Source organism: Streptomyces sp. NPDC001056, from assembly GCF_053598955.1.
In genome coordinates this window covers 165844-189686 of sequence record NZ_JBSFLI010000013.1, presented here as the reverse complement: position 1 = coordinate 189686, position 23843 = coordinate 165844, and the positions used below count along the sequence as shown (strand labels likewise).

Genomic DNA, 23843 nt, shown 5'->3' with positions numbered 1-23843 from the left:
ACCTCGACGTGGTCACCGTGACCCCCGAGAACGAGACCGACCTCCTGGTCCACGACGCCCACGCCGCCTCCCCCACCACCGCCTTCGCCCTCTCCCGCCTCGCCGACCCGGACACCCTGCACCACACCCCGATCGGCGTGTTCCGCTCGGTCGAACGGCCGGTCTACGACGAGCAGATGACCGCACAGCTGGACACCGCGGTCGAGCAGAGGGGCAAGGGCGACCTGGCCGCGCTGCTCGCGGGCGGCGACACCTGGACGGTCGTCGGCTGACACGGCTCCACCGCGCCACGCTCCACCGCTCCACCGCTCCACGAGGCCCGGGACGAACGTTCCCGGGCCTCGTCGCATGTCCGGGAGGACCACACAGAGAAGCTACTTTCTTTTAGTTAGCGCTAGCCGTATGGTTAGTGACATCCCCGCTGCAAGGAGTGTCACAGACCATGAGCATCGTCGTCACCGGAGCCACCGGACACCTCGGCCGGCACGTAGTGGAGCAGTTGCTGGAGAAGGTTCCGGCGGAGCGGATCACCGCCGTCGTACGCGACGAGAAGAAGGCCGCGGACTTCGCGGCCCGCGGCGTGCGACTGGCCGTCGCCGACTACAACGCACCCGAGACCTTCGAGGGCCTGTTCGCCGCGGGCGACAAGGTCCTGCTGATCTCGGGCAACGAGTTCGACAACGACCGGGTCCGGCAGCACACCGGGGTGATCGAGGCGGCGAAGGCGGCGGGTGCGGCGCTGCTCGCGTACACCAGCGCCCCGGGCACCCTGAAGGCCGCGCTGGCGGACGACCACCGGGCCACCGAGCAGGTGCTGCGCGCCTCCGGCCTGCCGTACACGCTGCTGCGCAACGGCTGGTACCACGAGAACTACACCGAACGGCTCGCCCCGGTGCTGGAGCACGGCGCGGTCGTGGCGGCGGCCGGCGAGGGGCGTGTCTCCTCGGCCGCCCGCGCCGACTACGCGGCCGCCGCGGTCGCGGTGCTGACCGGCGAGGGCCACGAGAACCGGACGTACGAGCTGGGCGGCGACGAGGCGTGGAGCTTCGCCGAGTACGCGGCCGAGCTGAGCCGGGGCACCGGCAGGGAGATCGTCTACAACGCCGTCACCGTCGAGACGATGCGGGGCATCCTCACCGGTTCCGGCCTGCCGGAGCCGCTGGCCGACGTCTTCGCCGGTGTGGACGCCTCGATCGCGCGGGGCGAGCTGGTGGTGGACTCCGGCGACCTCTCCCGGCTGACCGGCCGCCCGACGACCCCGCTGGCAGCGGCCGTCGAGGCCGCGCTCAAGGCCTGACACCCGGGCCGCTCCCGGCGCACCCGGCCCACCACCCCCGCCTGTCATGACCGTATGGCGATACGGACATGACAGGCGGGGGCGCTCGGCGTTACCTTCGTCCCCGCGCGCACGTCGGGCGCATGGAGGAGTGGAGGGAGGGCCCGTGCCCGGGACGTCCAAGGCTGAACACCGCATAGGTCTGCTGAACGGTTTCGCCGCCTACGGCATGTGGGGCCTCGTCCCCCTGTTCTGGCCGCTGATGAAGCCCGCGGGGGCGATGGAGATCCTGGCCCACCGCATGGTGTGGTCGCTGATCTTCGTCGCCGCGGCCCTGCTGTTCGTACGGCGCTGGGCCTGGGCCGGGGAACTCCTGCGCCAGCCGCGCCGGCTGGCACTGGTCATGGTCGCCGCCGTGGTGATCACCATCAACTGGGGCGTGTACATCTGGGCCGTGAACGCCGGCCATGTGGTCGAGGCGTCGCTCGGGTACTTCATCAACCCGCTGGTGACCATCGCCATGGGCGTGCTGCTGCTGAAGGAGCGGCTGCGGCCCGTGCAGTGGGCGGCGGTGGCGACCGGATTCGCCGCGGTCGTCGTCCTGACGATCGGCTACGGCCGCCCGCCGTGGATCTCGCTCTGCCTGGCCTTCAGCTTCGCCACCTACGGGCTGGTGAAGAAGAAGGTCGCGCTCGGCGGTGTCGAGTCACTCGCCGCCGAGACCGCGATCCAGTTCCTGCCCGCGCTCGGCTACCTGCTCTGGCTCGGCGCGCACGGCCACTCCACCTTCACGACCGAGGGGGCGGGCCACGCGGCGCTGCTCGCCTCCACCGGCCTCGTCACGGCGCTCCCGCTGGTCTGCTTCGGCGCGGCGGCGATCCGCGTCCCGCTGTCCACGCTGGGTCTGCTCCAGTACCTGGCTCCCCTCTTCCAGTTCGTGCTGGGCATCCTCTACTTCCACGAGGACATGCCCCCCGAGCGCTGGGCCGGCTTCGCCCTCGTCTGGGTCGCCCTGCTGCTGCTCACGGGCAACGCCCTGCACTCGGCGCGCCGGTCGAAGAAGGCCGTGGACGCCTTGGAGGCGAGGGTCTCGGGGGCTCGGATCGGCGCCGCCCGGACGGAGACTCCGGGCGAGACCCCGGTCGACGCCTGACCGTCACGCCTGACCGTCACGCCTGACCGTCACGCCTGACCGGTAAGCCTGTTCGTCAACCCTGACCGTCAAGCCTGATCATTACGCCTGATCGTTTCCTCAGGCGCACGGAGCGGTTAGGCCGCTCCGTGCTCGGCCGCCCGGGACGCCTGGGACGCCCGGTCGGTGAGGCGGAGCATGCGGGCGCGGGCGGACTCCAGGGGGCGGGGGTCCTCGGCGGCGGGACCCGGCTCGGCGGCGAGGTCGGACCAGAGGTCTATCAGGTCGCGGCCCAGCCGCAGGCCCTCCTCCGGGTCGCGCACGGCACGCCAGGCGGTCGACGCGCTCTGCACGTTGCCGTAGGCCGCGTCGGCGTCCCGCGCGGTGCGGCGCAGACGGGCGAGGTCGAGCGAGAGCCGGCAGGCGCGGACCGGTTCACCGGCCAGGTAGGCGATGTAGGCGGCCAGTTCACGCAGGTGCAGCACCTCGGCGTGGTCGGCGCCGAGGACGGCGGACGCCTCGCCGACCGTGCGCTCCACGAGTTGCGCCGCGTCCTCGATCCGGCCCGCCCGCACGGCCTCGTTGATCCGGGTCATCGGCTCGGTGAGCAGCTCGGCCCCCTCCACGGTCTCGGTCACCGGCCCGTCCCCGAGCACCTCCTCGGCCACGGCGTCGAAGCCGCGGGGCGGGGTGGGGGCGGCGGTGGTCGCGGGCACCGATTCGGTGGGCCAGGCAAGGGCCGCAGGGGCCTTCGGAGCGGGGGCGGGCGCGGCGGTGAGCGGTCGGGGAACGTCCACGGCCGGGGCGGGTACGCCGGCCACCGGCGCGGGGGCACCCGTTGTCGACGCGGGGGCGTCCTCGACGCCGGCGCCCGCGAGCGGGGCGGAGACCTCCGCCCCGGGCGCGGGCCCGGCCGCTCCGGACCCCGTCCCCTCCATGACCGGTGCCGGGCCGAACACGCCCCTCGGCGCCTGGAGGAACTCCGGCGCCTCCGGCGCGGCCACGCGTACCGCCTTGCCCGTGACCCGGCTGGAGCCGTCCGCCGAGACCTCCAGGGGGACGACGCAGCCGGCGCGGTCGTCCTGGATGGTGGCCCGGATGGGGGTGCCGAGGCTGATGGCGAGGCGCTGGAGATGGTCGAGGACGGCCTGCTGGATCTCCTCGCCCGGTGCCGCCACGACCGCCACGCCGCCCACGGACGCGCCGCCCGCGCCGTAGACCCGGACGGGCACCGCCGCCGGGTGCGCCACCGGCCCCGGCACCCGCTTCTTCTCGAAGCTCAGTCGAGCCATCGGTCCTTCCCTCACTCCCCCGCGCCGCGCACCGACGGTACGCATCCTGCCGACCAGTCTGTCCGCTCCATCCCCGCCTCCGCGTCACCACGACGTCACAGCCTCGTCCCAACGGCCCCTCGGCCCCGCCGGGAACCGCGACGGCCGCCGCGGATGTGCTGTTCAACGACGCGAAGCCAGGGGGGAGACGGCAGATGACCACCGCACGGGAGACCGCCGCGGCCGTCCGGGCCGGCGCGTTGACGGCCGTCGCCGCGGTCACGGCCGCGCTGGAGCGGATCGAACGCGTCGACCCGGTGCTGTGCGCCTTCACGGAGGTGTGGGAGGAGGACGCGCTGCGGGCCGCGCGGGCGGTGGACCGGCGGATCGCGCGGGGGGAACGGCCGCCGCTCGCCGGGGTGCCGATCGGCGTGAAGGGGCGGCACGGACCGCGTGCGGCGGGTCCGCTGGTCGCCGCCGGGTGCGTACCGGTGGGGGCCACCGCCGTGCCCGGTCCGGGGACTCCCTGGCAGACGTGGGGGCTCGGGCGGCACGGCCGTACGGTCAACCCCTGGCGGTACGACCGTACGCCCGGCGGTTCCTCGGCGGGGTCCGCCGCGGCCGTGGCCGCCGGGCTCGTGCCGCTGGCGACCGGCACCGACGGGGCGGGGTCGGTGCGGATCCCGGCCGCGTGGTGCGGGGTGGTCGGGCTGAAGGCGACCAACGGGCGGTTCCCGTCCGCCGACCGCACGGGGCTCGCGGCGCCCGGTGTGCTGACGCGGTGCGTCGCGGACGCGGAGGCGTACTGGGACGTGATGATCGGGCGGACCGGAGGGCGGGGAACCGCCGCCCCGCCCACTGCCTTCTGGTCGCCCGACCTCGGCTTCGCCGGCCCCGACCCCGAGCCCGTCGCGCTCGCCCACGCCGCCGTTCTCCGGCTCGCCGACGCGGGAGCCGTACGCCTCCTGCCGTCCGGGCCGCCCCTGCGCCTCGAAGACCCGGCCCCCGCCTGGCTCGCCCTGCGCGGCGGGGAGGGCGGTGACCCGCGTACGGCCGACCGCGTCCGCGCCGTCAACGACCGCCGCCTCGCCGCCCTCTTCCGCCGCGCCGATCTGCTCCTGACCCCCACCACCCCCTGCCCCGCGCACGGCCACGGCGGGCCCGGAGACCGCTACTCCACCGCGCTCACCTGGGCGTTCAACCTCAGCGGGCACCCGGCCCTCAGTCTCCCGGCGGGGCTCGGCCGCGACGGCTGCCCGCTGGGGCTCCAGCTCGTGGCGGCGCCCGGACGGGAGGAACTGCTGCTGGCGGTGGCCGGTTCGGCTACGCGGTGATGTCCTTCGTGGTGAACCGCGCCCAGGCCGCCGAGCCGAACACCGCCGCGTACAGGGCCTGGAGGCCGAGGTCGCGGGTGAGGTCGTGCCAGTAGACGGGGTCGCGCATCAGGTCCGCGAAGGACAGCCAGTAGTGGGAGAAGAGGTACGGCCGCACGGCGTGCAACTGCGGGAACTGGTCGAGGATCTGGACGGTGACGACCAGTCCGACCGTGGTCGCCATCGCCGCGATGCCGCTGTTGGTGAGGGTGGAGACGAAGAGGCCGAGGGATGCCACGCCGAGCAGGGACGCGGCCACCACCAGGGCGATCAGCAGGGCCCGCAGGAGGCCGTCGGCGAAGCTGATGCTGGTGCCGGAGATCGTCATCAGGTCGCCGAGCGGGAAGAGCAGCGCGCCGGTCAGCAGCGCGGAGGCGGCGACGACCAGGGTGGCCAGGAGGCAGAAGACGGCCACCGTCGCGTACTTGACGAGCAGCAGGCGGGTACGGCCCGCCGGGGCCACCAGCAGGTAGCGCAGGGTGCCCGCGCCCGCCTCGCCCGCGAGCGCGTCGCCCGCGACGACGCCGACCGCCATCGGCAGGAAGAACGGGAGTGTCGCGGCCAGCGCCGTGAACACCAGGAAGAGGCCGTTGTTGGTGACCTGACCGAGGAAGGCCGGGCCGGCCCCGTCGCCGGAGGAACCGCCGCCCCGGGTCTGGATCTTCACCGCGGCCCCGACCAGCACCGGGACCGCCGCCAGCACCCCGAGCAGCACGAGCGTCCGCCGGCGTCGGAGCGTGGTGAGCAGTTCGCTGCGCAGGAGGCCCAGGGTCCACAGGGGCCGATACACGGCGGTCGCGTTCCCCGCGTCAGCCCGCGACATCGAATCCCTCTCCCGTCAGCGCCATGAACGCGTCCTCCAGGGACGCCCGTCGGAGGCTGAAACCGCGCACCCGGACGCCCGCCGCGACCAGCGCCGCGTTCACCTCGGCGAGGTCCTTGGCGGGCGGCTCGCCGGTGACCTGTCCGCCGTCGGTGGTGACGTCCGCGGCGCCCTGTTCCTTCAGGACCCGGGCCGCCTCCGCCGGGTCCGGGGTGGTCACCACCAGGCGGTCGCGTGCCCCGGCCGCGAGTTCGGTCATGGCGCCCTGGGCGAGGAGCCGGCCGCGGGCCATCACGGCGGCGTGGGTGCACACCTGCTCGATCTCGTCGAGGAGGTGGGAGGAGAGGAAGACGGTGGTGCCGTCGGCGGCCAGTTCCCGGATCAGGATGCGGATCTCGCGCATGCCCTGCGGGTCGAGGCCGTTGGTCGGCTCGTCCAGGACCAGCAGCCGGCGCGGCCGCAGCAGCGCGGCGGCCAGGCCCAGGCGCTGCTTCATGCCGAGCGAGTACGCCCCGGCCCGCTTGCCCGCGGCCGCCGCGAGGCCCACCCGGTCGAGGGCGCCGGCGACCCGGGCGCGCCGGGTGCGCGGATCGGCGGTCGGGTCGGCGGCGTCGTAGCGCAGCAGGTTGTCCCGGCCGGAGAGGTGGCCGTACAGGGCCGGGCCCTCGATGAGCGCGCCGACCTGCGGCAGGACCGTGCGGACGGCCCGCGGCATGGGCAGGCCCAGGACGCGGGCCGCGCCGGAGGTCGGCTCGATCAGGCCCATCAGCATGCGGATGGTGGTGGTCTTGCCCGAGCCGTTCGGGCCGAGGAAGCCGAAGACGCTGCCCGCCGGGACGGTCAGGTCGAGACCGTCCACGGCGAGTTGTCCGCCGCGGTAGCGCTTGGTGAGGCCGCGCGTGGCGATCACGCCGTCCACCGCCCCGGGCCGGACCGGGTCCATCGGCTCCCCCTCGACTCGGTACGGCTTACTTGGCCGCGTTCGCCGCCTTCAGCAGCGCGTCCTTGGTGACCGCGCCGACGTACACCTTGCCGTCGTCGGTGATCAGGGCGTTGACCAGGCGGGTGGAGAAGACGGTGCCCTTGCCGAACTTGCCGGAGACCGGGTCGCCCAGCGAGCCGACGAAGCCGCCGAGGTCGCCGCCCTTGGCCCCGGTGGGCAGGCCGCCCTTGGCCCCGGTGTCGAAGGTGGCGATGGAGGTCCAGCCCTTGCCGAGGACGGTGCCGCCGGAGAGGCCCTTGGTCCCTTCGAGACCCTTGGCGCCCTCCATGCCCTCCATGCCCTCCATGCCCTTGCCGAAGCCGGGCTTCTCGGCGGCCTTGCCCTGCGCGTCCTTCTGCTCGGTGACCTTCGCGCCCTTCGGCGGGGTGAAGGCGAACGTCGAGGCGGCGGGCCGGGCGAAGGAGACCTCGGTGAAGCCCGCGTCGACCACGGCGGCGCCGCCGCTCTTCGGGGTCAGCGTGAACTTCAGCGGCATGCCGGTCCTCGCGTCCACGGCGATGTTGATCGCGCCGACCGTGGTGCCGGACTGCCGGGGCTTGATCTGCAGCTTGTAGGCGTCGCGCCCGGCGACCTGGGCGGTGCCGTCGACGGTCACCGACGTGGTGTCGTCCACCGCCTTCAGCGCCTGGTCGGCGAAGTCCTTGGGGGTGGCCGGGGGCTCGGCCCGCCGGTCCTTGCCGGCGGGCGCGGTGCCGTGGGTGACCTGGTTGCTCTTGCTGTCGTAGCCCCAGACGTCCTTGCCGTCGTGGATGACGCTGTACTCGGCGCCCTGCTCCAGGAGCGACAGCTTCTGCCGGTCCGGTCCGTCGGCCGCGACGCGCAGGGTGTGGGTGCCGGAGACCAGTTCGGTGAGCCGGGACCGCGGGTCGGCGGCGGAGCCGGAGCCGGAGCCCTGGGTCATGCCGGAGGCGATGCCGCTCTCCAGGCCGCCGAGGTCGGGCAGGCCCAGGTCCGTGCTGATCTTCACGGTGCCGGACAGCCGCTGCACGTCCGACTTGGCGATCTTGTCGATGAGCTGCTGCGCGGTGATCTTCGGCAGGTCGGGGTCGCCGGAGTCGGCGAGCGCCGGGACCAGCCCGATGGTGGCCGCAGCCACGCCCACCACCGCGACCGGAACGGCGTATCGTGCGGCCCTGCGCCGGCCCGAGCGCGTCTGCTCGTCCCGCGCGGCGCCCACTGCGTCGTCGGATTCGTACGGTGCCATGTGTGCCTTACCTCCGTCGTCGGCGGCGGCTGCCCTCACGCTGGTCCACCCGAGCCGCCATTCTCACCCGAATCGGTGAGGAGTGGTGATGTCCGTGGTGTCCATACGACCAAATCCGCGGTGAGGAATCGTCAGACCACGGAGCCAACTCGGCGTACGACTGCGGTATGACACGCAAGGGGCACCCCTAGGGGCTCGAACGCGTCCCTACGGGCAGGATGAAGGAGGCGGCCGGGTACGGCCACCCGGCGTGCGCCGAACGGGTCGGCCACCCGGCGGGCCGAACGGGTCGGCCACCCGGCGGGCGGAACGGGTCGGTCACCCGGCCCGGTGCACCACCGCGTCGCACAGCTCCCTCAGCGCCACCTTGGCGTCGCACTCCCGCAGCGGCGCGAGCGCGGCGCGCGCCTCCTCGGCGTAGCGCACGGTGTCCCGGCGGGCCTGTTCCAGGGCCGGGTGGGCGCGCAGCGCGGCCAGGGCCTCGGCGTGCCGGGCGTCGTCGCTGAGGTCGGAGTCCAGCAGCTCGCACAGGGCGATGTCCTCGGGCAGGCCGAGCCGGGCGGCCCGCTCGCGCAGCCGCAGGACGGGGAGGGTCGGGATGCCCTCGCGCAGGTCGGTGCCGGGGGTCTTGCCGGACTCGTGGGAGTCGGAGGCGATGTCCAGGACGTCGTCGGCGAGCTGGAAGGCCACGCCGAGCCGCTCGCCGTACTGGGTGAGCACGTCCACGACCGTCTCGTCGGCGCCGGACATCATCGCGCCGAACCGGCAGGACACCGCGACCAGCGAGCCCGTCTTGCCGCCGAGCACGTCGAGGTAGTGCTCGACCGGGTCGCGGCCGTCGGAGGGGCCCGCGGTCTCCAGGATCTGGCCGGTGACCAGCCGTTCGAACGCGAGGGCCTGGACCCGGACCGCCTCGGGGCCGAGATCCGCGAGGATCTGGGAGGCGCGGGCGAAGAGGAAGTCGCCGGTGAGGACCGCGACGGAGTTGCCCCAGCGGGTGTTGGCGCTGTCCACGCCCCGGCGCACGGCGGCCTCGTCCATGACGTCGTCGTGGTAGAGCGTGGCGAGGTGGGTCAGCTCCACGACCACGGCCGACGGCACCACACCGGGCGCGTAGGGGTCGCCGAACTGCGCCGCGAGCATCACGAGCAGCGGCCGGAACCGCTTCCCGCCGGCCCGCACGAGGTGCTGGGCGGCGCCCGTGATGAACGGGACCTCGCTCTTGGTGGCCTCTAGCAGGCCTTCCTCGACAGCCGCCAATCCGGCCTGGACATCGGCTTCGAGAGCCTGGTCCCGCACGCTCAGCCCGAACGGCCCGACGACGGTCACGAGGGGTCTCCTGTCTGCTGGTGTCTGCTGGCGATTACGCGGTTTGTCGATAGGTCGCTGCCCTCACTCAAGTCAGCGTATCCGGTCCGGTTTCGATCACCGATAGCGCCCACCCGTCCAGCCTGGGCGGTATCGGATCATGACCGGCATGCCTTTGATCAGATGAAAAGAACGGACATTTATTGACTTAACGGAAAATCGATAACTTCATCGCGACCCAGAGGCGGGCTGAGCCCGACTCCGCCCCACCGGGGGACGAATCCCTCATGCCCGATTTAGCGCAGTTTGCCATTTCGTGAGTTGGGTCACTCGGGCGCCTTCCCGCCGACAACCCGCCGACACCCCCCTTCGGCCTTGCCGTACAAGCGAGTTGAACGTTGGCAGTCGCAAAGGATCAAGTACCCCATAGGCTGATGATCAAGGTCAAATGCCGCGTTGCGTGAATTCGGCACTTGTTCCCCACATGTGCTCTCGCATACGTTCCCGACCCATCAGGCGGACGCCTAATCCTGCCGCCGCCTGACAACCCATCGACGAACTCATTCGTACGGCAGGAGCGGGGGACCCAGGTAAGTCGCCGGACCGGACGACTCACGGGGCGCAGCGCGTGACACAGCGCGCCGCACCGCGTGTTCGCACCGGGACGGCTTGGGGTACAGCCACGCCTCCCACGGGGGCGCGACCGGGCACCTCCCCGCCCGAACCCGACAGCTCACCTCGCAGGCGTAGGAGAGGAACGTCCCCATGTCTGCTGCCGTTCAGCCGCGCCGCACCCGTGCCAACCGCCTCGTCCGTCTGATCGCCGCCGCCGGCACCGGCGCCGCGGTGCTCGCCATGCCGCTCGTGGGCGCCGCCACCGCGTCCGCCACCACCGCGTCCGCCACCACCGGGACCACCGGCACCACCTCGGCCGCGACCACCCTCGCCGGGTACCCGAACAACCTCGACGGCTGGATCCGCGAGTCCCTCGCGATCATGGCCCAGAAGGGCATCCCGGGCTCCTACAACGGCATCTACCGCAACATCATCCGCGAGTCCTCGGGCAACCCGAACGCCATCAACCTGTGGGACTCCAACGCGGCCAAGGGCATACCGTCCAAGGGTCTGCTCCAGGTGATCGACCCGACCTTCAACGCGTACCACGTGGCCGGAACCTCGTTCAACATCTACGACCCGGTCGCCAACATCACCGCGGCCTGCAACTACGCCGCCCACCGCTACGGCTCGATCGACAACGTCCACGGCGCGTACTGATCGGCACCCGGCTCCGGCAGCCGGTGGCACCACCGCTGTTCCCGGTCACCCGGCCGGGAACAGCCTTTCGAGGACGACGGCGATGCCGTCGTCCTCGTTCGACGTCGTGACCTCGTCGGCGACCGCCTTCAGCTCGGGGTGGGCGTTCGCCATCGCGATCCCGTGCGCAGCCCAGCGGAACATCGGGATGTCGTTGGGCATGTCGCCGAAGGCCAGGGCCCGTTCCGCGGGGACCCCGAGCCGCTCGGCGGCCAGCGCGAGGCCGGTCGCCTTGGTCACCCCGCACGGCTGGAGCTCCACGGTGCCGGGCCCGGACATGGTGACCGTGGCCAGCGAACCCACCACCGAGCGGGCCACCGCGGCCAACTCGTCGTCGGACAGGGCGGCGTGGCGCAGCAGCACCTTGCTGATCGGCGCCTGCCACAGGTCGTCGCGCCGGGCCACCCGGACCGCGGGCAGGGTCGGGTGGGGCATCCGGTAGCCGGGCTCGATCAGGGTGAGCCCGTCGGTGCCGTCCTGGTCGGCGGCCGCGAACACCTGGCCCACCTCGGCCTCGATCTTGCCGAGCGCGGTCTCGGCCAGCTCCCGGTCCAGTCGGACCGACCACAGCAGACGGTCGGCTCCGGCGTCGTAGACCTGCGCGCCCTGCCCGCACACCGCGAGCCCGGTACTGCCGAGGGCGGCCAGCAGGGGGCGCACTCTGGGGGCCGGGCGGCCGGTGACGACCAGGTGCCGGGCCCCGGCCCGCGCCGCCCGCGCGAGCGCGCTCAGCGAGCGCTCGGAGACGGTGTCGTCGCCGCGCAGCAGCGTCCCGTCCAGGTCGGTGGCGATCAGGGCGTACGCGGGGGAGGGTGCCATGATCAGAGAATACGGACCCGGACCCTCCACCGACTCCCCTGCCGTTCCCGGCACTTGCGCGTCGACCGCCGCCAAGTGCGCTCCGGGGCGCCCCCGGTGGCGGGGGTGCCGGCGTGGCGCGGTCCGCGTCCGGCGGTCTCAGCAGTTCGCGCTGTAGCGGACGCAACCGGGTGGCGGGGTGTGGCGGTGGTCCCACTCCTGCTGCGCGGCCATCAGCGACAGTCCTGCCAGAAGGGCCACCAGCAGGTGCCCGATCACCGTCCAGCGGGCGCGGAAGACCGCCGCGAGCACCGCCAGGACGAGCACCGCGATCAGCAGCGTCCGCAGCCGCCCGGCATGCGCGAGGCCGGCCGCGTCGATCTGCGCCTGATCGCCTTGCGCCGCCCAGACGTCCAGGCCGTAGCCGTATATCCAGTCCAGCACGAGCCACGCGGTCTCCACCAGGAACAGCGGGATCGCGAGGGCGAGGTCCGGCCCCGGACGCGTGCGGCGCGACCAGGGGCGCCGGCGTTCCGGGGCCCGAAAGGTATCGGTCATGGGCGCAGGGTGCCGCGGGCCGGCGGTGCCGCGCATGAGTACCCGTACTCAGCTCCGGTCCGGTGGCGCGGCGGGCGCGGGGCGGCTCGCTCCCGGCCCGCCTCGGTCCCGCCCCGGCCCGCCGCGTCTCTCTCGCCCCGCCGCATCCCTCTCGCCCCACCGCGTCCCTCTCGCGCCCCGCCCCGTCTCCTCTTGCATCCCCGCCGCCTCGCCCCTCCCTTCTGGTCCCGCCCCCCGGCGCGCCGTCTCGCCCCCGTGCCGTGCCGTCCCGCCGCGGCGCCATCGCCCGTCCCGGCCGTCCGCCGGTGGCCGGCCGAGCGGTCCTGGGTGCCTCTCGCTCAGCCGTGCGCCGCCGCCAGATGCCCCGCCAGTCGCGGGGACGCGAAGTCCGTGCCGCACACGAAGCGCATCACCGGGCCGAACGAGGCCGCGGCCGGCAGACCGGTGAAGTACAGGCCGGGTACCGACGAGACGTACCCGGCGCCGAGCTTCGGGGCACCCCGGCTCACCGCGAGGCGGGCGCGCAGCCCGGGGCCGAGGAAGTCCATCGCGGCGACGTCCACCCGGTACCCGGTCGCGGCGATGACATGGTCCGCGGTGAGGCGCTCGGTGCGGCCGCCGTGGGTGCGCACGGTCAGCACCGGCCCGCCGTCCTCCGCCTCCGTGCCCAGTACCCGCTCGACCTCCGTCACCTGTACGGCGCCCTCGAAGCGTTCCCGCAGCCACCATGCGCCGAGCGGGCCGAGCACCCGCCGGACCAGGAAGTGCCGGGTGGCCTCGGGCAGGAAGCGGTAGGGGTGCGGGCAGTAGCTGAACGCCCACAGCGACCAGGCCCGCCCGAACGGCGACTCGGGCCGCAGCCGCGGCTGCTCCCAGGGCGGGGCCCCGAACGCGACCCGCCCCCGCCCCCGTGCCACCACCCGCACCCGGGCCCCCGCCTCGGCCGCGAGCACCGCCGTCTCCAGCGCGGACTGCCCGGCGCCGACGACGATCAGCTCCTTGCCCGCGAAGCGCGTGAGGTCGTGGTGCTGGGAACTGTGCGAGACGGGACCGCCCGGCGCGGGCCCGTCGGCCGCCGCCCGCCCCAGTTCCGCCGGGAGATGGGCGAGACCGGACAGCCCGGTGGCCACGACGACCGCGCGGGCGGTGCACGACTCCCCCGAGTCCAGCTTGAGTTCGAACCCCCCGCCGGCCTCGCGCCCCGGCTCGACCGAGACCACCCGCACCCGCTCCAGATCCGGCACGAGCCGCCGCTGGAACCACTCGCCGTACCCGATGAAGGTCTCCACCGGGATGATGTCCTCGTCGCCGACCAGGCGGCGGATCCCGGCCGCGGCGCAGTAGTCGGCGAGGGTGTGGCCGGGCCTCGGGCAGTGGAGGCTGGAGGCGGCGGGCGTCGACTTCAGGAGCATGCCCTCGGGCATATGGGCGCGCCAGCTGACCATGGGCTCGCCGAAGACCCGCACGGGCAGGCCGCGCGCTCGTAGATGCGCGGCGGCCGACAGGCCGAACGGCCCGGCCCCGATGACTGCAACCGGTCGGATCACGAGGTCCCTCCCCAGGACGCGTTGCTTCGTGGCCTGCTCGTGGTGGTGGCATGGCCTGCTTCGTGGTGATGGCGCGGTGATGGCGCGGTGATGGCGTGGTGATGGCGTGGCCCACTTCGGTGAGGGCATGGCCCGCTTCGTGGTGGTGCCGTGGGCTACCTCGTGCCGCTGCGGTGGGCCCGCCACAGCTGGTGCAGATGCCGCGCGCCCGGCCGCACGGAGCGGGCGAGCATCGTGAGGAACGGCAGCGGGTCGTCCGCCGCGAACCAGGCCAGCTCCGTCCCGCTCGCCCGCGCCGGCGCGTGCGGGGTCGTGCGGCCGCCGCGGCGGTAGGCGATCAGGGCGGGCAGGTCGACGTTCTCCACGACAAAGCGGCGGCCGGCCCGCTGCTCCCCCTTGGGCACGGGCCGCCCGGTCAGATCGAGGTGCAGTGCCCGTACGACGTCCACGCCCGCCTCGCTCTCGAACAGCCGGAACTGGGCACCCATCCGCGGGTTGAAGTCCAGCAGCTTGTACCGCCCGTCGCGCCGGTCGAAGCGCAGGTCCAGGTCGGCGACGCCGCTGAACCCGATCCGTTTGACGAACCGCGCGGCGAGCCCGGCGAGTTCCGGGTTGTCGACGACGTACGCGTGCGCGGTCATGCCCGCGTGCGGCGGCCAGGAACGCACCTTCACCCCGGTGAACAGCGCGAGCGGGTTCGCGTCCCGGTCGAAACAGGCGTGCACGATCCAGTCCTCGGCCTCCTCTCGCGGCAGGTACTCCTGGAGGATCACCCCGGGGTCCGCCCCCCACTCACGGGCCAGGGCGAGCAGCCCCGCGCGGGTCGCGATCCGCGTGGTGCCGCCCACGGCGGGCCGGCTGCGCCGCAGGAACGCCTCCCGGTTCTTGGCCACCACCGGGAAGTGCGCCGTGTCGGCGAAGGCCACGACCTCCTCGTACGACCGCGGGAAGGCCGCCGCCGGGGTCGCGAGCCCGTGCTCCTCGCACAGTTCGTGCAGCCCCTGCTTGCTCGCCACCCGGCGCGGCAGCGCGGGTTCCACGGGCGGGCAGAGGAAGGATCCGGCCAACTCCTCCCGGTGCTCGGCGATCAGGACGGCCGCCTCCTCGTCCGTCGGGATCAGCACGGCCGGGCGGCCGATCCGGCGGCCGATGCGCAGCAGCCCCGCCACCAGGTGACCCGGGTCCTCGGCCCCGGTCGTCGGCCAGACGAAGGCCCTGCGCAGGTAGCGGCAGGCGGCCGCCGGTGTGTACGGGTCCTCGGTGATCGCGTACATGGGCACGCCGAGCCGGCCCAGGCTGCGGATCGCGCCGACCCCGCCGTGGTGCAGCGGATAGGCGCCGAACTTGACGATCAGTGCCGGCACCCCGCGGTCGACGTCCACGGGCACACCGACGGTGTCTTCGGCCACGGGTCCCCCCACGTGTCCCCCCAGGGAACGGATCCACCCCGTCCGTCTCCCACCGAAGGACGCTAAGCCGGAACTACCGCCTCCGACAAGGGTCATTCGGACATTGCGAACTCTTGAGGCGCTAGGGGGACAACCCACGAGCCCCTGCCCAAGACCCCGGTCCCGCCCGTAACGTGTGGCCCGAACGCATCGCCATGCATGGCCCGGATGAGAGCGAGGCAGTACCCCATGCCCCCCTTCGACGTCCCCGAGGGCGACCCCTTCGGCCCGCACAACCTTCCCTATGGCGTGTTCTCGCCCTCCGGCAGCCGGGAGCGCAGGGTGGGTGTCCGGTTCGGGGACCAGGTCCTCGACGCGGGCGCCGCGGCCGCGGCCCTCGGCTCGCCGCACCACGCGCTGCTCGCCCGCCCCACGCTCAACCCGCTGCTGGCGGCCGGGCGCGCCACCTGGACCGAGGTGCGCGCCGCGCTCACCTCCTGGATCAGCGACCCCTCGTACCGCGAGACGCTGGAACCCCTCTTCCACCCGCTGTCCGAGGTGGACCTGCACCTGCCCTTCGAGGTCGCGGACTACGTCGACTTCTACGCCTCCGAGCACCACGCCCGTAACGTCGGCAAGGTCTTCCGCCCGGACGCCGCCGACTCCCTCACCCCCAACTGGAAGCACCTGCCGATCGGTTACCACGGGCGCTCCGGCACCGTCGTGGTCTCGGGCACGGATGTCGTACGGCCCTCCGGTCAGCGCAAGGCTCCCGCCGACCCCGCGCCCGTGTTCGGGCCCTCGATCCGGCTGGACATCGAGGCCGAGGTCGGCTTCGTCGTGGGTGTGCCGAGCGAGCTGGGGACCCCGGTCGCGCTCGGCGACTTCCGCGAGCACGTCTTCGGGCTGTGCCTGCTCAACGACTGGTCCGCGCGGGACATCCAGGCCTGGGAGTACGTCCCCCTCGGCCCGTTCCTCGGCAAGTCCTTCGCGACCTCCGTCTCGGCGTGGATCACCCCGCTCGACGCTCTGGAGCACGCGCGGGTGGCCCCGCCCGAGCGCACCCACCCGCTGCTGCCGTACCTGGACGACGCGGCGCCCGGCATCGAGCCCGGCGGCTACGACCTGCGGATCTCGGTCAGCCTCAACGGCCAGGTGGTCTCCGAGCCGCCCTTCTCCGCCATGTACTGGACCGCCGCCCAGCAACTCGCCCACATGACCGTCAACGGCGCCTCCCTGCGCACCGGCGACCTGTACGGCTCCGGCACCGTGAGCGGTCCCGAGGAGCGGCAGCGCGGCTCCCTGCTGGAGCTGACCTGGAACGGCCGCGACCCCCTCGAACTCCCCGGCGGCAAGCGGGCCTTCCTGGAGGACGGCGACGTGGTGGCCCTGACGGCCTGGGCGCCCGGCCCCGGCGGGACCCGGGTGGGCCTCGGCAAGGTGACGGGGCGGATCGTGCCCTCGGCCTGATCCGGTGGCGGGCGCCGCGCGGCGGGCCGGGAGCGGAGGGTTCGGCCCCGACACCTGACTCGCGGCGCCCTTCTTCGTCATACTGGCGGCAGTACGCACCGCAGCGGCGGCGCGTACTGCCGCCCGGCTTGGCACCACCCCTACCGCCCCCTCTCCGATCAGGAACCGGAGCCCCGGCATGACCGTCTGCCTGCTCCTGCTCAGCGTCGTCGCCCTGACGGCGGCCGGGCCGGCACCGCGCGCGCTGACCCGGGCCGACTGGCCCGAGCGGGAACCCGTGGTCGCGCTGTGGGTGTGGCAGTGCCTGGTCGCCACCGTCCTGTTGTGCGCTCTGGCCGCGCTGACGCTGGGCACCGCGGCGGTCTTCCGCACCGTGCGCGACCATGTGTTCGCCCCCGCGCCACCCGCCGTCACCGCCGCCTACGACCTCTCGGCCGCGCCGGTGTGGGCCGCCGTTCTCACCCTCCTGCTGGCGTGCGGGGCCGCGTGGACCACCGCGATGCTCGGCCGGGAACTGGTCGAGGCCCGTCGCAGCCGCGGGCAGGCACGCGCCCGGCTGCGCGAGCGCGCCCCCGACCTGCCCGCCGGACTACCGGTGGCGCGGGGCCCGATGCTGGTGCTGGAGGACGAGTACCCGGACGCCTGGTGGATGCCGGGGCACCCCCCGCAACTGGTGGTGACCACCGGCGCGCTGCACCGCCTCACCGGCCACCAACTGGACGCGGTCCTCACCCATGAGCGCGGCCATGCGCGTGCCCACCACGACTGGCTGCTGCACCTGTCCGCCGCGCTCGCCGCCGGCTTCCCCCGGGTGCCGCTCTTCGCCCACTTCCGCGACCAGACGCACCGCCTGGTGGAACTGGCCGCCGACGACACCGCCTCCCGGCGCTGCGGCCATCTGACCACCGCCCTCGCGCTGATCGAGCTGAACCAGCACCGGGGCGTCCTGTCCTGCGCCTCCAGCCGCCGCCTGCTGGGCGAGCGGGTGGACCGCCTCCTGGAACCGCCCCCGCGACTGCTGCGCCGTCAGCGCGCCCTGACCACGACGGTCGCCGCGCTGGTGCCGCTCCTCCCCCTGCTGATCACCTTCGCACCGGGGCTCAAGGCGCTGTCCTGACCGCGGCGACCCGCCGCGCGCCGGGCCGACGGCCGCTGCCCCGTGACCAGGGCTCTGCGGCCGGTGCCGTCCGCCGAGGCCGACGGCACCCTCCCGAGTCGGTCGTTTCCCCAGCCGGCTGGATCCCCAGCCGGCTATATCCAGTCGTCCGGCTCCGGCTCGTCCTCCGGGCCCGGCCAGTCGTCGTCCGGCGACTCCCCCGGGGCGGGCGGCTCGGCGGCGGCCGGCCCCGATCCGTCCAGCGAGGCCAGCACGGCCAGCACCTCCTCGCCGTACGTCGCCAGCTTCTTCTCGCCGACCCCGCTGACCGTGGCCAGGTCCCGGACGGAGCCCGGCATGCGGGAGACGATCGCGCGCAGGGTGGCGTCGTTGAAGATGATGTACGGCGGCACGCCCTGCTCCCGGGCCTGCCCGGTACGCCAGACGCGCAGCGCCTCGAAGGCGGGTTGCAGTTCCTCGGGCAGCTCGGCCACCTCGGCCTTGGCCTTGCCGCCGCCCCGGCCGGAACCGGAGCCCGAACCCGAACCCGACCGGGAGACGGCCGGTTTCTTCGGCTCCTTGCGCAGCGGCACCTCCCGCTCGCCCCGCAGCACCGAGCCGCTCTGCTCGGTGAGCACCAGCGTGCCGTACTCCCCCTCGACCGCCAGCAGCCCCTGGGCCAGCAGCTGCCGGATGGCGCCGCGCCACTCGGCCTCGGCGAGGTCCTGGCCGATGCCGAAGACGGACAGCTGGTCGTGGTCGAACTGGATCACCTTGCCGGTGCGCTTGCCCAGCAGGATGTCCACGATCTGCAGCGCGCCGAACTTCTGCCCGCGCTCCCGCTGCAACCGCACCACCGTGGACAGCACCTTCTGCGCGGCGACGGTGCCGTCCCAGGTCTCCGGCGGAGTCAGGCAGGTGTCGCAGTTGCCGCAGCCCGCGTGGTCGGGCTCCTGCCCGAAGTAGGCGAGCAGCTGGCCGCGCCGGCACCGGGCGGTCTCGCACAGCGCGAGCATCGCGTCCAGGTGGGAGGCGGCCCGGCGGCGGAACGCCTCGTCGCCCTCGCCGGACTGGATCAGCTTGCGCTGCTGCACCACGTCGTTCAGCCCGTAGGCCATCCAGGCCGTGGACGGCAGGCCGTCGCGGCCCGCGCGGCCGGTCTCCTGGTAGTAGCCCTCGATGGACTTGGGCAGGTCCAGGTGGGCCACGAAGCGCACGTCGGGCTTGTCGATGCCCATGCCGAAGGCGATGGTCGCGACCACGACCAGGCCGTCCTCGCGCAGGAACCGGGACTGGTGCGCCGCGCGCGTGCCCGCGTCCAGGCCCGCGTGGTACGGCACCGCCTCGATGCCGTTGGCGCTGAGGAACTCGGCGGTGCGCTCCACCGAGTTGCGCGAGAGGCAGTACACGATGCCCGCGTCGCCCGGGTGCTCCTCCCGCAGGAAGGCGAGGAGCTGCCGCCGCGGGTCGGCCTTGGGCACGATCCGGTACTGGATGTTGGGCCGGTCGAAGCTGGCGACGAAGTGGCGGGCCGCCGGCAGGTTCAGCCGCTGGGTGATCTCCTGGTGGGTGGCCCGGGTCGCGGTGGCCGTCAGGGCGATCCGCGGGACGTCCGGCCAGCGCTCGCCGAGCAGGCTCAGCGAGAGGTAGTCGGGGCGGAAGTCATGGCCCCACTGGGAGACGCAGTGCGCTTCGTCGATCGCGAAGACGGAGATCTTGCCGCGCGACAGCAGGTCCAGGGTGCTGTCCAGGCGCAGTCGCTCCGGCGCCAGGTACAGCAGGTCCAGCTCGCCCCCCAGGAACTCGGCCTCGACCGTCCGCCGCTCGTCGAAGTCCTGCGTCGAGTTGACGAACCCGGCGCGCACACCGAGGGCGCGCAGGGCGTCCACCTGGTCCTGCATGAGCGCGATCAGCGGCGAGACGACCACGCCGGTGCCGGGTCTGACCAGGGCCGGGATCTGGTAGCACAGCGACTTGCCGCCGCCGGTGGGCATGAGGACCAGGGCGTCGCCGCCCGCCACCACATGCTCGATGATCGCTTCCTGCTCGCCCCGGAAGGCGTCGTACCCGAAGACCCGGTGCAGCGTGGCCAGCGCCTCGCTCGCGTCCGCGCCGGGCCCCTCGGTCACCACTGGCATCTCGCTGATCCCGCCCGTCGCATCCATCGTCCTGTCCCCCGCCGGTCCCCCGTGTGCCGTCGTGTGCCGTCTGCCCACCACTGCCTCAACGATAGGGGTCCGCACCGACAACCCCCGAGTTATCCACAGGCGGCGAACGGCTGTGTGAGCGAATCGGCCCCCACACGCACGCTGCCACTCTAAGTAATCACACCATCACCCGAATGGCCGCCCCCGATGGCCCCCTGCCCCGGCCCCGGCACATCCTGCTCGGTGCGACCCCGTCTCCTCCCGAAGGAGCCCCGCACCATGCCCGCTCACCTCGCCGGTGCCGCCCGCGGCGCCGCCGCCCTCGCCCTCGCCTCCACCGCGGCCCTCGCCCTCGCGACCGCCCCAGCCCGAGCCGACCGGGGCCCGGTCGACGCCTCCGTCTGGAAGCAGCTCGCACCGGCGGTGGCGGCCACCGCGAAGTACAAGGACGTCCCCCTCGCCGTGGACGCCGGCTACCAGCCCAACCCCTGCACCATGGACATGAAGGACGGCATGGGCGCCATGGGCTACCACTACATCAACCCGAAACGCTACGGCTCCCTCGACCCGGCCGAGCCCGCCGCCCTGCTCTACGAGGACGACGGCAGGGGCGGGCGCAGGCTCACCGGGGTGGAGTGGATCGTGAAGGCCGACAAGAGCACCGCGCGGCCCACGATGTTCGGCCGGAAGTTCGAGGGCCCGGTCACCGCGCACCACAACTCGACCATCCCGACCCACTACTCGCTGCACGCCTGGCTCTACAAGAAGAACCCGAGCGGCCTGTTCTACGAGTGGAACCCCACCGTGAAGTGCCCCTACCCGGGCGCGCCGGGCTGACCGCACGCCGCCACGAAGACCCCGGCGACGCGAAAGGCCCCGGCTCCGAGGACAGAACCGGGGCCTTCTCGGCGCAACGCTCACCGCACGAACACACTCGCCTGATTCGCCAGGTCCAGGAAGTACTGCGGCGCCACACCCAGCACCAGCGTGACCGCCACGCCGAGCCCGATCGCCAGCATCGTCAGCGGCGACGGCACGGCCACCGTCGGCCCCTCCGGCTTGGGCTCGCTGAAGAACATCAGCACGATCACGCGGATGTAGAAGAACGCCGCGATCGCCGAGGAGATCACACCGATGACGACCAGCGGGGCCGCGCCCCCGGCCGCCGCCGCCTTGAACACCGCGAACTTCCCCGCGAAGCCGGAGGTCAGCGGGATGCCGGCGAAGGCCAGCAGGAACACCGCGAAGACCGCCGCCACCAGCGGGGAACGCCGGCCGAGCCCGGCCCACTTGGACAGGTGGGTCGCCTCGCCGCCCGCGTCCCGCACCAGCGTGACCACCGCGAAGGCGCCGATCGTCACGAACGAGTAGCCGGCCAGGTAGAACAGGACCGACGACACGCCGTTCTTCGAGGTCGCGATGACACCCGCGAGGATGAACCCCGCGTGCGCGATGGACGAGTAGGCCAGCAGTCGTTTGATGTCGGTCTGGGTGATCGCCACGATGGCTCCGCCCAGCATGGTGACGATCGCCACCGCCCACATCACCGGCCGCCAGTCCCAGCGCATCCCCGGCAGCACCACGTACAGCAGCCGCAGCAGCGCGCCGAACGCGGCCACCTTGGTCGCCGCCGCCATGAAGCCGGTCACCGGGGTGGGCGCGCCCTGGTAGACGTCGGGCGTCCACATGTGGAACGGCACCGCGCCCACCTTGAACAGCAGGCCCATCACCAGCAGGGCGCCGCCGAGGAGCAGCAGCGCGTCGTTGCCCATGGTGCCCGCCAGCGCCGGGTTCACATCGGTGACCGAGCCCTCCACGACCTGGGCGATGCGCGCGTACGACACCGAGCCCGCGTAGCCGTACAGCAGCGCGATGCCGAACAGGGTGAACGCGGAGGCGAACGCGCCCAGCAGGAAGTACTTGACCGCGGCCTCCTGCGACATCAGCCGCTTGCGGCGGGCCAGCGCGCACAGCAGGTACAGCGGCAGGGAGAAGACCTCCAGGGCGACGAACAGCGTCAGCAGGTCGTTCGCCGAGGTGAAGACCAGCATGCCGGCGACCGCGAAGAGCAGCAGCGGGAACACCTCGGTGGTGGTGAACCCGGCCTTGACCGCGGCCTTCTCGGCGTCGCTGCCGGGCACGGCGGCGGCCTGCGCGGCGAAGGAGTCGACCCGGTCGGCGCCCGCCGCGGGGTCCAGGCGCCGTTCGGCGAAGGTGAACAGGCCCACCAGACCGGCCAGCACGATGGTGCCCTGGAGGAACAGGGAGGGGCCGTCGACTGCGATGGCCCCCATGGCGGCGATGTGCGCCTTCGTGGTGCCGTACCCGTCGGCGGCGAGGCCGACGACCGCGGCGAACGCGGCGCACAGGGCGACGGCCGACACGAACACCTGCGCGTAGTAGCGGGACCTGCGCGGGACGAACGCCTCGACCAGCACGCCGACCAGCGCGGCACCGACGATGATCAGCGTGGGCGACAATTGCCCGTATTCGATCTTCGGCGCGCCGATCTGCGGGATGCGGTCGGCTGCGGTTGTCCACAGGCTGTGGACGGCTGGGGTGCTCACTTGGCCGCCTCCACCTCGGGCTTGGGGTCCTTCTTCTGGACGTCGGACATGGTGTGCCGGACCGCCGGGTTGACGATGTCCGTCACGGGCTTCGGGTAGACGCCCAGGAAGATCAGCAGCGCGATCAGCGGGGCGACGACCAGGAGTTCACGCACCCGCAGGTCGGGCATCGCGGACACCTCGGGCCTGACCGGACCCGTCATGGTGCGCTGGTAGAGCACCAGGGTGTAGAGCGCGGCGAGCACGATGCCGAAGGTGGCGATGATCCCGATCACCGGATGCCGCGTGAACGTGCCCACCAGGACCAGGAACTCGCTCACGAACGGCGCGAGGCCGGGCAGCGACAAAGTGGCGAGGCCGCCGATCAGGAAGGTGCCGGCGAGCACCGGGGCGACCTTCTGCACCCCGCCGTAGTCGGCGATGAGCCGCGAGCCGCGCCGGGAGATCAGGAAACCGGCGACCAGCATCAGCGCGGCCGTGGAAATGCCGTGGTTGACCATGTAGAGCGTGGCCCCGGACTGGCCCTGGCTGGTCATCGCGAAGACGCCCATGATGATGAAGCCGAAGTGGGAGATCGACGCGTACGCGATGAGGCGTTTGATGTCGCGCTGGCCGACCGCGAGCAGCGCGCCGTAGACGATGCTGATCAGCGCGAGGACCAGGATCACGGGCGTCGCCCACTTGCTGGCCTCCGGGAACAGCCCGAGGCAGAAGCGGAGCATCGCGAAGGTGCCCACCTTGTCGACCACCGCCGTGATGAGGACGGCGACCGGGGCGGTGGACTCCTGCATGGCGTTGGGCAGCCAGGTGTGCAGCGGCCACAGCGGGGCCTTCACCGCGAAGGCGAAGAAGAAGCCGAGGAACAGCCAGCGTTCGGTGCTCGTCGCCATGTGCAGCGAGCCGGCCGCGCGCGCCTCGGCGATCTGCTGGAGGGAGAAGTTCCCGGCGACCACATAGAGGCCGATCACCGCGGCCAGCATGATCAGACCGCCGACCAGGTTGTAGAGGAGGAACTTCACCGCCGCGTACGAACGCTGGGTGGCGGCCGCCTCCTCGCCCTGGGCATGGGCGCGGTCCCCGAAGCCGCCGATGAGGAAGTACATCGGGATCAGCATGGCTTCGAAGAAGATGTAGAAGAGGAAGACGTCGGTGGCCTCGAACGAGATGAGGACCATCGCCTCGACCGCCAGGATCAGCGCGAAGAAGCCCTGGGTGGGGCGCCAGCGCCGGCTGCCGGTCTCCAGCGGGTCGGCGTCGTGCCAGCCCGCCAGGACGATGAAGGGGATCAGTACGGCGGTCAGCGCGATCAGCGCCACGCCGATGCCGTCCACCCCCAGCTCGTAGCGCACCCCGAAGTCGCGGATCCAGGAATGGGATTCGGTGAGCTGGTAGCGGGCGCCCCCGGGGTCGAAGCGGACCAGGACGGTGACCGCCAGCGCGAGCGTGCCGAGCGAGACGAGCAGGGCGAGCCACTTGGCGGCGGTGCGCCTCGCGGCCGGTACGGCGGCCGTGGCGACGGCTCCCACGGCGGGGAGCGCCGCCGTCGCTGTCAGCAGGGGAAAGGACAT

At 73.0% G+C, this 23843-nt stretch carries 19 protein-coding genes and 1 pseudogene; 8 read left to right on the top strand and 12 right to left on the bottom strand.

The annotated features are described in order from the left end of the window. The 3 genes and pseudogenes from ACWDD7_RS18170 to rarD form a co-directional block, all read left to right on the top strand. Positions 1-272: pseudogene (locus ACWDD7_RS18170) on the top strand (2-oxoacid:ferredoxin oxidoreductase subunit beta); the annotation flags it as partial. Positions 273-442: 170 nt separating this feature from the next. Beyond that, entirely contained in the window at positions 443-1297 is an 855-nt protein-coding gene (locus tag ACWDD7_RS18165; protein ID WP_450458021.1) for an SDR family oxidoreductase, read from the top strand. A gap of 145 nt (positions 1298-1442) precedes the next feature. Further along, positions 1443-2429, top strand: coding sequence for an EamA family transporter RarD (gene rarD / locus ACWDD7_RS18160; RefSeq protein ID WP_351864328.1), 987 nt, complete (start codon positions 1443-1445; stop codon positions 2427-2429). A gap of 116 nt (positions 2430-2545) precedes the next feature. Here the strand turns inward: rarD and ACWDD7_RS18155 are convergent, their stop codons facing one another. Continuing rightward, positions 2546-3700: a hypothetical protein gene (locus ACWDD7_RS18155; RefSeq protein WP_450458020.1), complete on the bottom strand. Its 1155-nt coding sequence runs from the start codon at positions 3698-3700 to the stop codon at positions 2546-2548. 194 nt (positions 3701-3894) lie between these two features. Here ACWDD7_RS18155 and ACWDD7_RS18150 point away from each other — a divergent pair, with 194 nt between their 5' ends. Then, a complete protein-coding gene (locus ACWDD7_RS18150; RefSeq protein WP_450458019.1) occupies positions 3895-5013 on the top strand; it encodes an amidase in 1119 nt (372 codons plus the stop codon). Here ACWDD7_RS18150 and ACWDD7_RS18145 read toward each other — a convergent pair. From ACWDD7_RS18145 to ACWDD7_RS18130, 4 genes are all read right to left on the bottom strand, one after another. Further along, the gene (locus tag ACWDD7_RS18145) at positions 5003-5875 is read right to left on the bottom strand and encodes an ABC transporter permease (protein WP_450458018.1); all 873 of its coding nucleotides are present in this window, start codon (positions 5873-5875) and stop codon (positions 5003-5005) included. The genes ACWDD7_RS18150 and ACWDD7_RS18145 overlap by 11 nt on opposite strands. Then, positions 5862-6818: an ATP-binding cassette domain-containing protein gene (locus ACWDD7_RS18140; protein WP_450458017.1), complete on the bottom strand. Its 957-nt coding sequence runs from the start codon at positions 6816-6818 to the stop codon at positions 5862-5864. The genes ACWDD7_RS18145 and ACWDD7_RS18140 overlap by 14 nt, the downstream gene beginning before the upstream one ends. Positions 6819-6843: 25 nt before the next feature. After that, on the bottom strand, positions 6844-8082 hold the full coding sequence (locus ACWDD7_RS18135) for a LolA family protein (RefSeq protein ID WP_450458016.1): 1239 nt from the start codon (positions 8080-8082) through the stop codon (positions 6844-6846). 318 nt (positions 8083-8400) lie between these two features. Beyond that, complete coding sequence (locus tag ACWDD7_RS18130; RefSeq protein WP_285562253.1) at positions 8401-9411, bottom strand: polyprenyl synthetase family protein; 1011 nt, start codon at positions 9409-9411, stop codon at positions 8401-8403. 744 nt (positions 9412-10155) lie between these two features. On the opposite strand from ACWDD7_RS18130, the gene ACWDD7_RS18125 reads away from it, so the two are divergent. Beyond that, on the top strand, positions 10156-10665 hold the full coding sequence (locus ACWDD7_RS18125) for a transglycosylase SLT domain-containing protein (RefSeq protein ID WP_450458015.1): 510 nt from the start codon (positions 10156-10158) through the stop codon (positions 10663-10665). 45 nt (positions 10666-10710) lie between these two features. Here ACWDD7_RS18125 and ACWDD7_RS18120 read toward each other — a convergent pair whose 3' ends face one another. The 4 genes from ACWDD7_RS18120 to ACWDD7_RS18105 form a co-directional block, all read right to left on the bottom strand. Continuing rightward, complete coding sequence (locus ACWDD7_RS18120) at positions 10711-11523, bottom strand: HAD family hydrolase (RefSeq protein ID WP_351864345.1); 813 nt, start codon at positions 11521-11523, stop codon at positions 10711-10713. 138 nt (positions 11524-11661) lie between these two features. Then, positions 11662-12060 carry a DUF6234 family protein gene (locus ACWDD7_RS18115; RefSeq protein ID WP_450458013.1) on the bottom strand — a complete coding sequence of 133 codons (399 nt, stop codon included), beginning with the start codon at positions 12058-12060 and terminating at the stop codon, positions 11662-11664. A 338-nt stretch (positions 12061-12398) separates the two neighbouring features. Continuing rightward, entirely contained in the window at positions 12399-13607 is a 1209-nt protein-coding gene (locus ACWDD7_RS18110) for an FAD-dependent oxidoreductase (protein WP_450458012.1), read from the bottom strand. A gap of 155 nt (positions 13608-13762) precedes the next feature. Further along, complete coding sequence (locus ACWDD7_RS18105; protein WP_450458030.1) at positions 13763-14995, bottom strand: carboxylate--amine ligase; 1233 nt, start codon at positions 14993-14995, stop codon at positions 13763-13765. A gap of 249 nt (positions 14996-15244) precedes the next feature. On the opposite strand from ACWDD7_RS18105, the gene fahA reads away from it, so the two are divergent. After that, positions 15245-16465 carry a fumarylacetoacetase gene (gene fahA / locus ACWDD7_RS18100; RefSeq protein ID WP_450458011.1) on the top strand — a complete coding sequence of 407 codons (1221 nt, stop codon included), beginning with the start codon at positions 15245-15247 and terminating at the stop codon, positions 16463-16465. A gap of 178 nt (positions 16466-16643) precedes the next feature. Then, positions 16644-17582 (top strand): M56 family metallopeptidase, encoded by a 939-nt coding sequence (locus ACWDD7_RS18095; RefSeq protein WP_351864359.1) that lies wholly within the window; start codon positions 16644-16646, stop codon positions 17580-17582. Positions 17583-17716: 134 nt separating this feature from the next. On the opposite strand, the gene recQ is transcribed toward ACWDD7_RS18095, so the two are convergent. Beyond that, positions 17717-19726, bottom strand: a complete 2010-nt coding sequence (gene recQ, locus ACWDD7_RS18090; RefSeq protein ID WP_450458009.1) for a DNA helicase RecQ — start codon at positions 19724-19726, stop codon at positions 17717-17719. Positions 19727-19987: 261 nt separating this feature from the next. On the opposite strand from recQ, the gene ACWDD7_RS18085 reads away from it, so the two are divergent. Continuing rightward, on the top strand, positions 19988-20545 hold the full coding sequence (locus ACWDD7_RS18085; protein WP_450458007.1) for a hypothetical protein: 558 nt from the start codon (positions 19988-19990) through the stop codon (positions 20543-20545). An 80-nt stretch (positions 20546-20625) separates the two neighbouring features. Here the strand turns inward: ACWDD7_RS18085 and nuoN are convergent, their stop codons facing one another. Continuing rightward, positions 20626-22275, bottom strand: coding sequence for an NADH-quinone oxidoreductase subunit NuoN (gene nuoN / locus ACWDD7_RS18080; RefSeq protein WP_351864365.1), 1650 nt, complete (start codon positions 22273-22275; stop codon positions 20626-20628). Then, positions 22272-23843 carry an NADH-quinone oxidoreductase subunit M gene (locus ACWDD7_RS18075; protein ID WP_351864368.1) on the bottom strand — a complete coding sequence of 524 codons (1572 nt, stop codon included), beginning with the start codon at positions 23841-23843 and terminating at the stop codon, positions 22272-22274. Before ACWDD7_RS18075 ends, nuoN begins: the two co-directional genes overlap by 4 nt.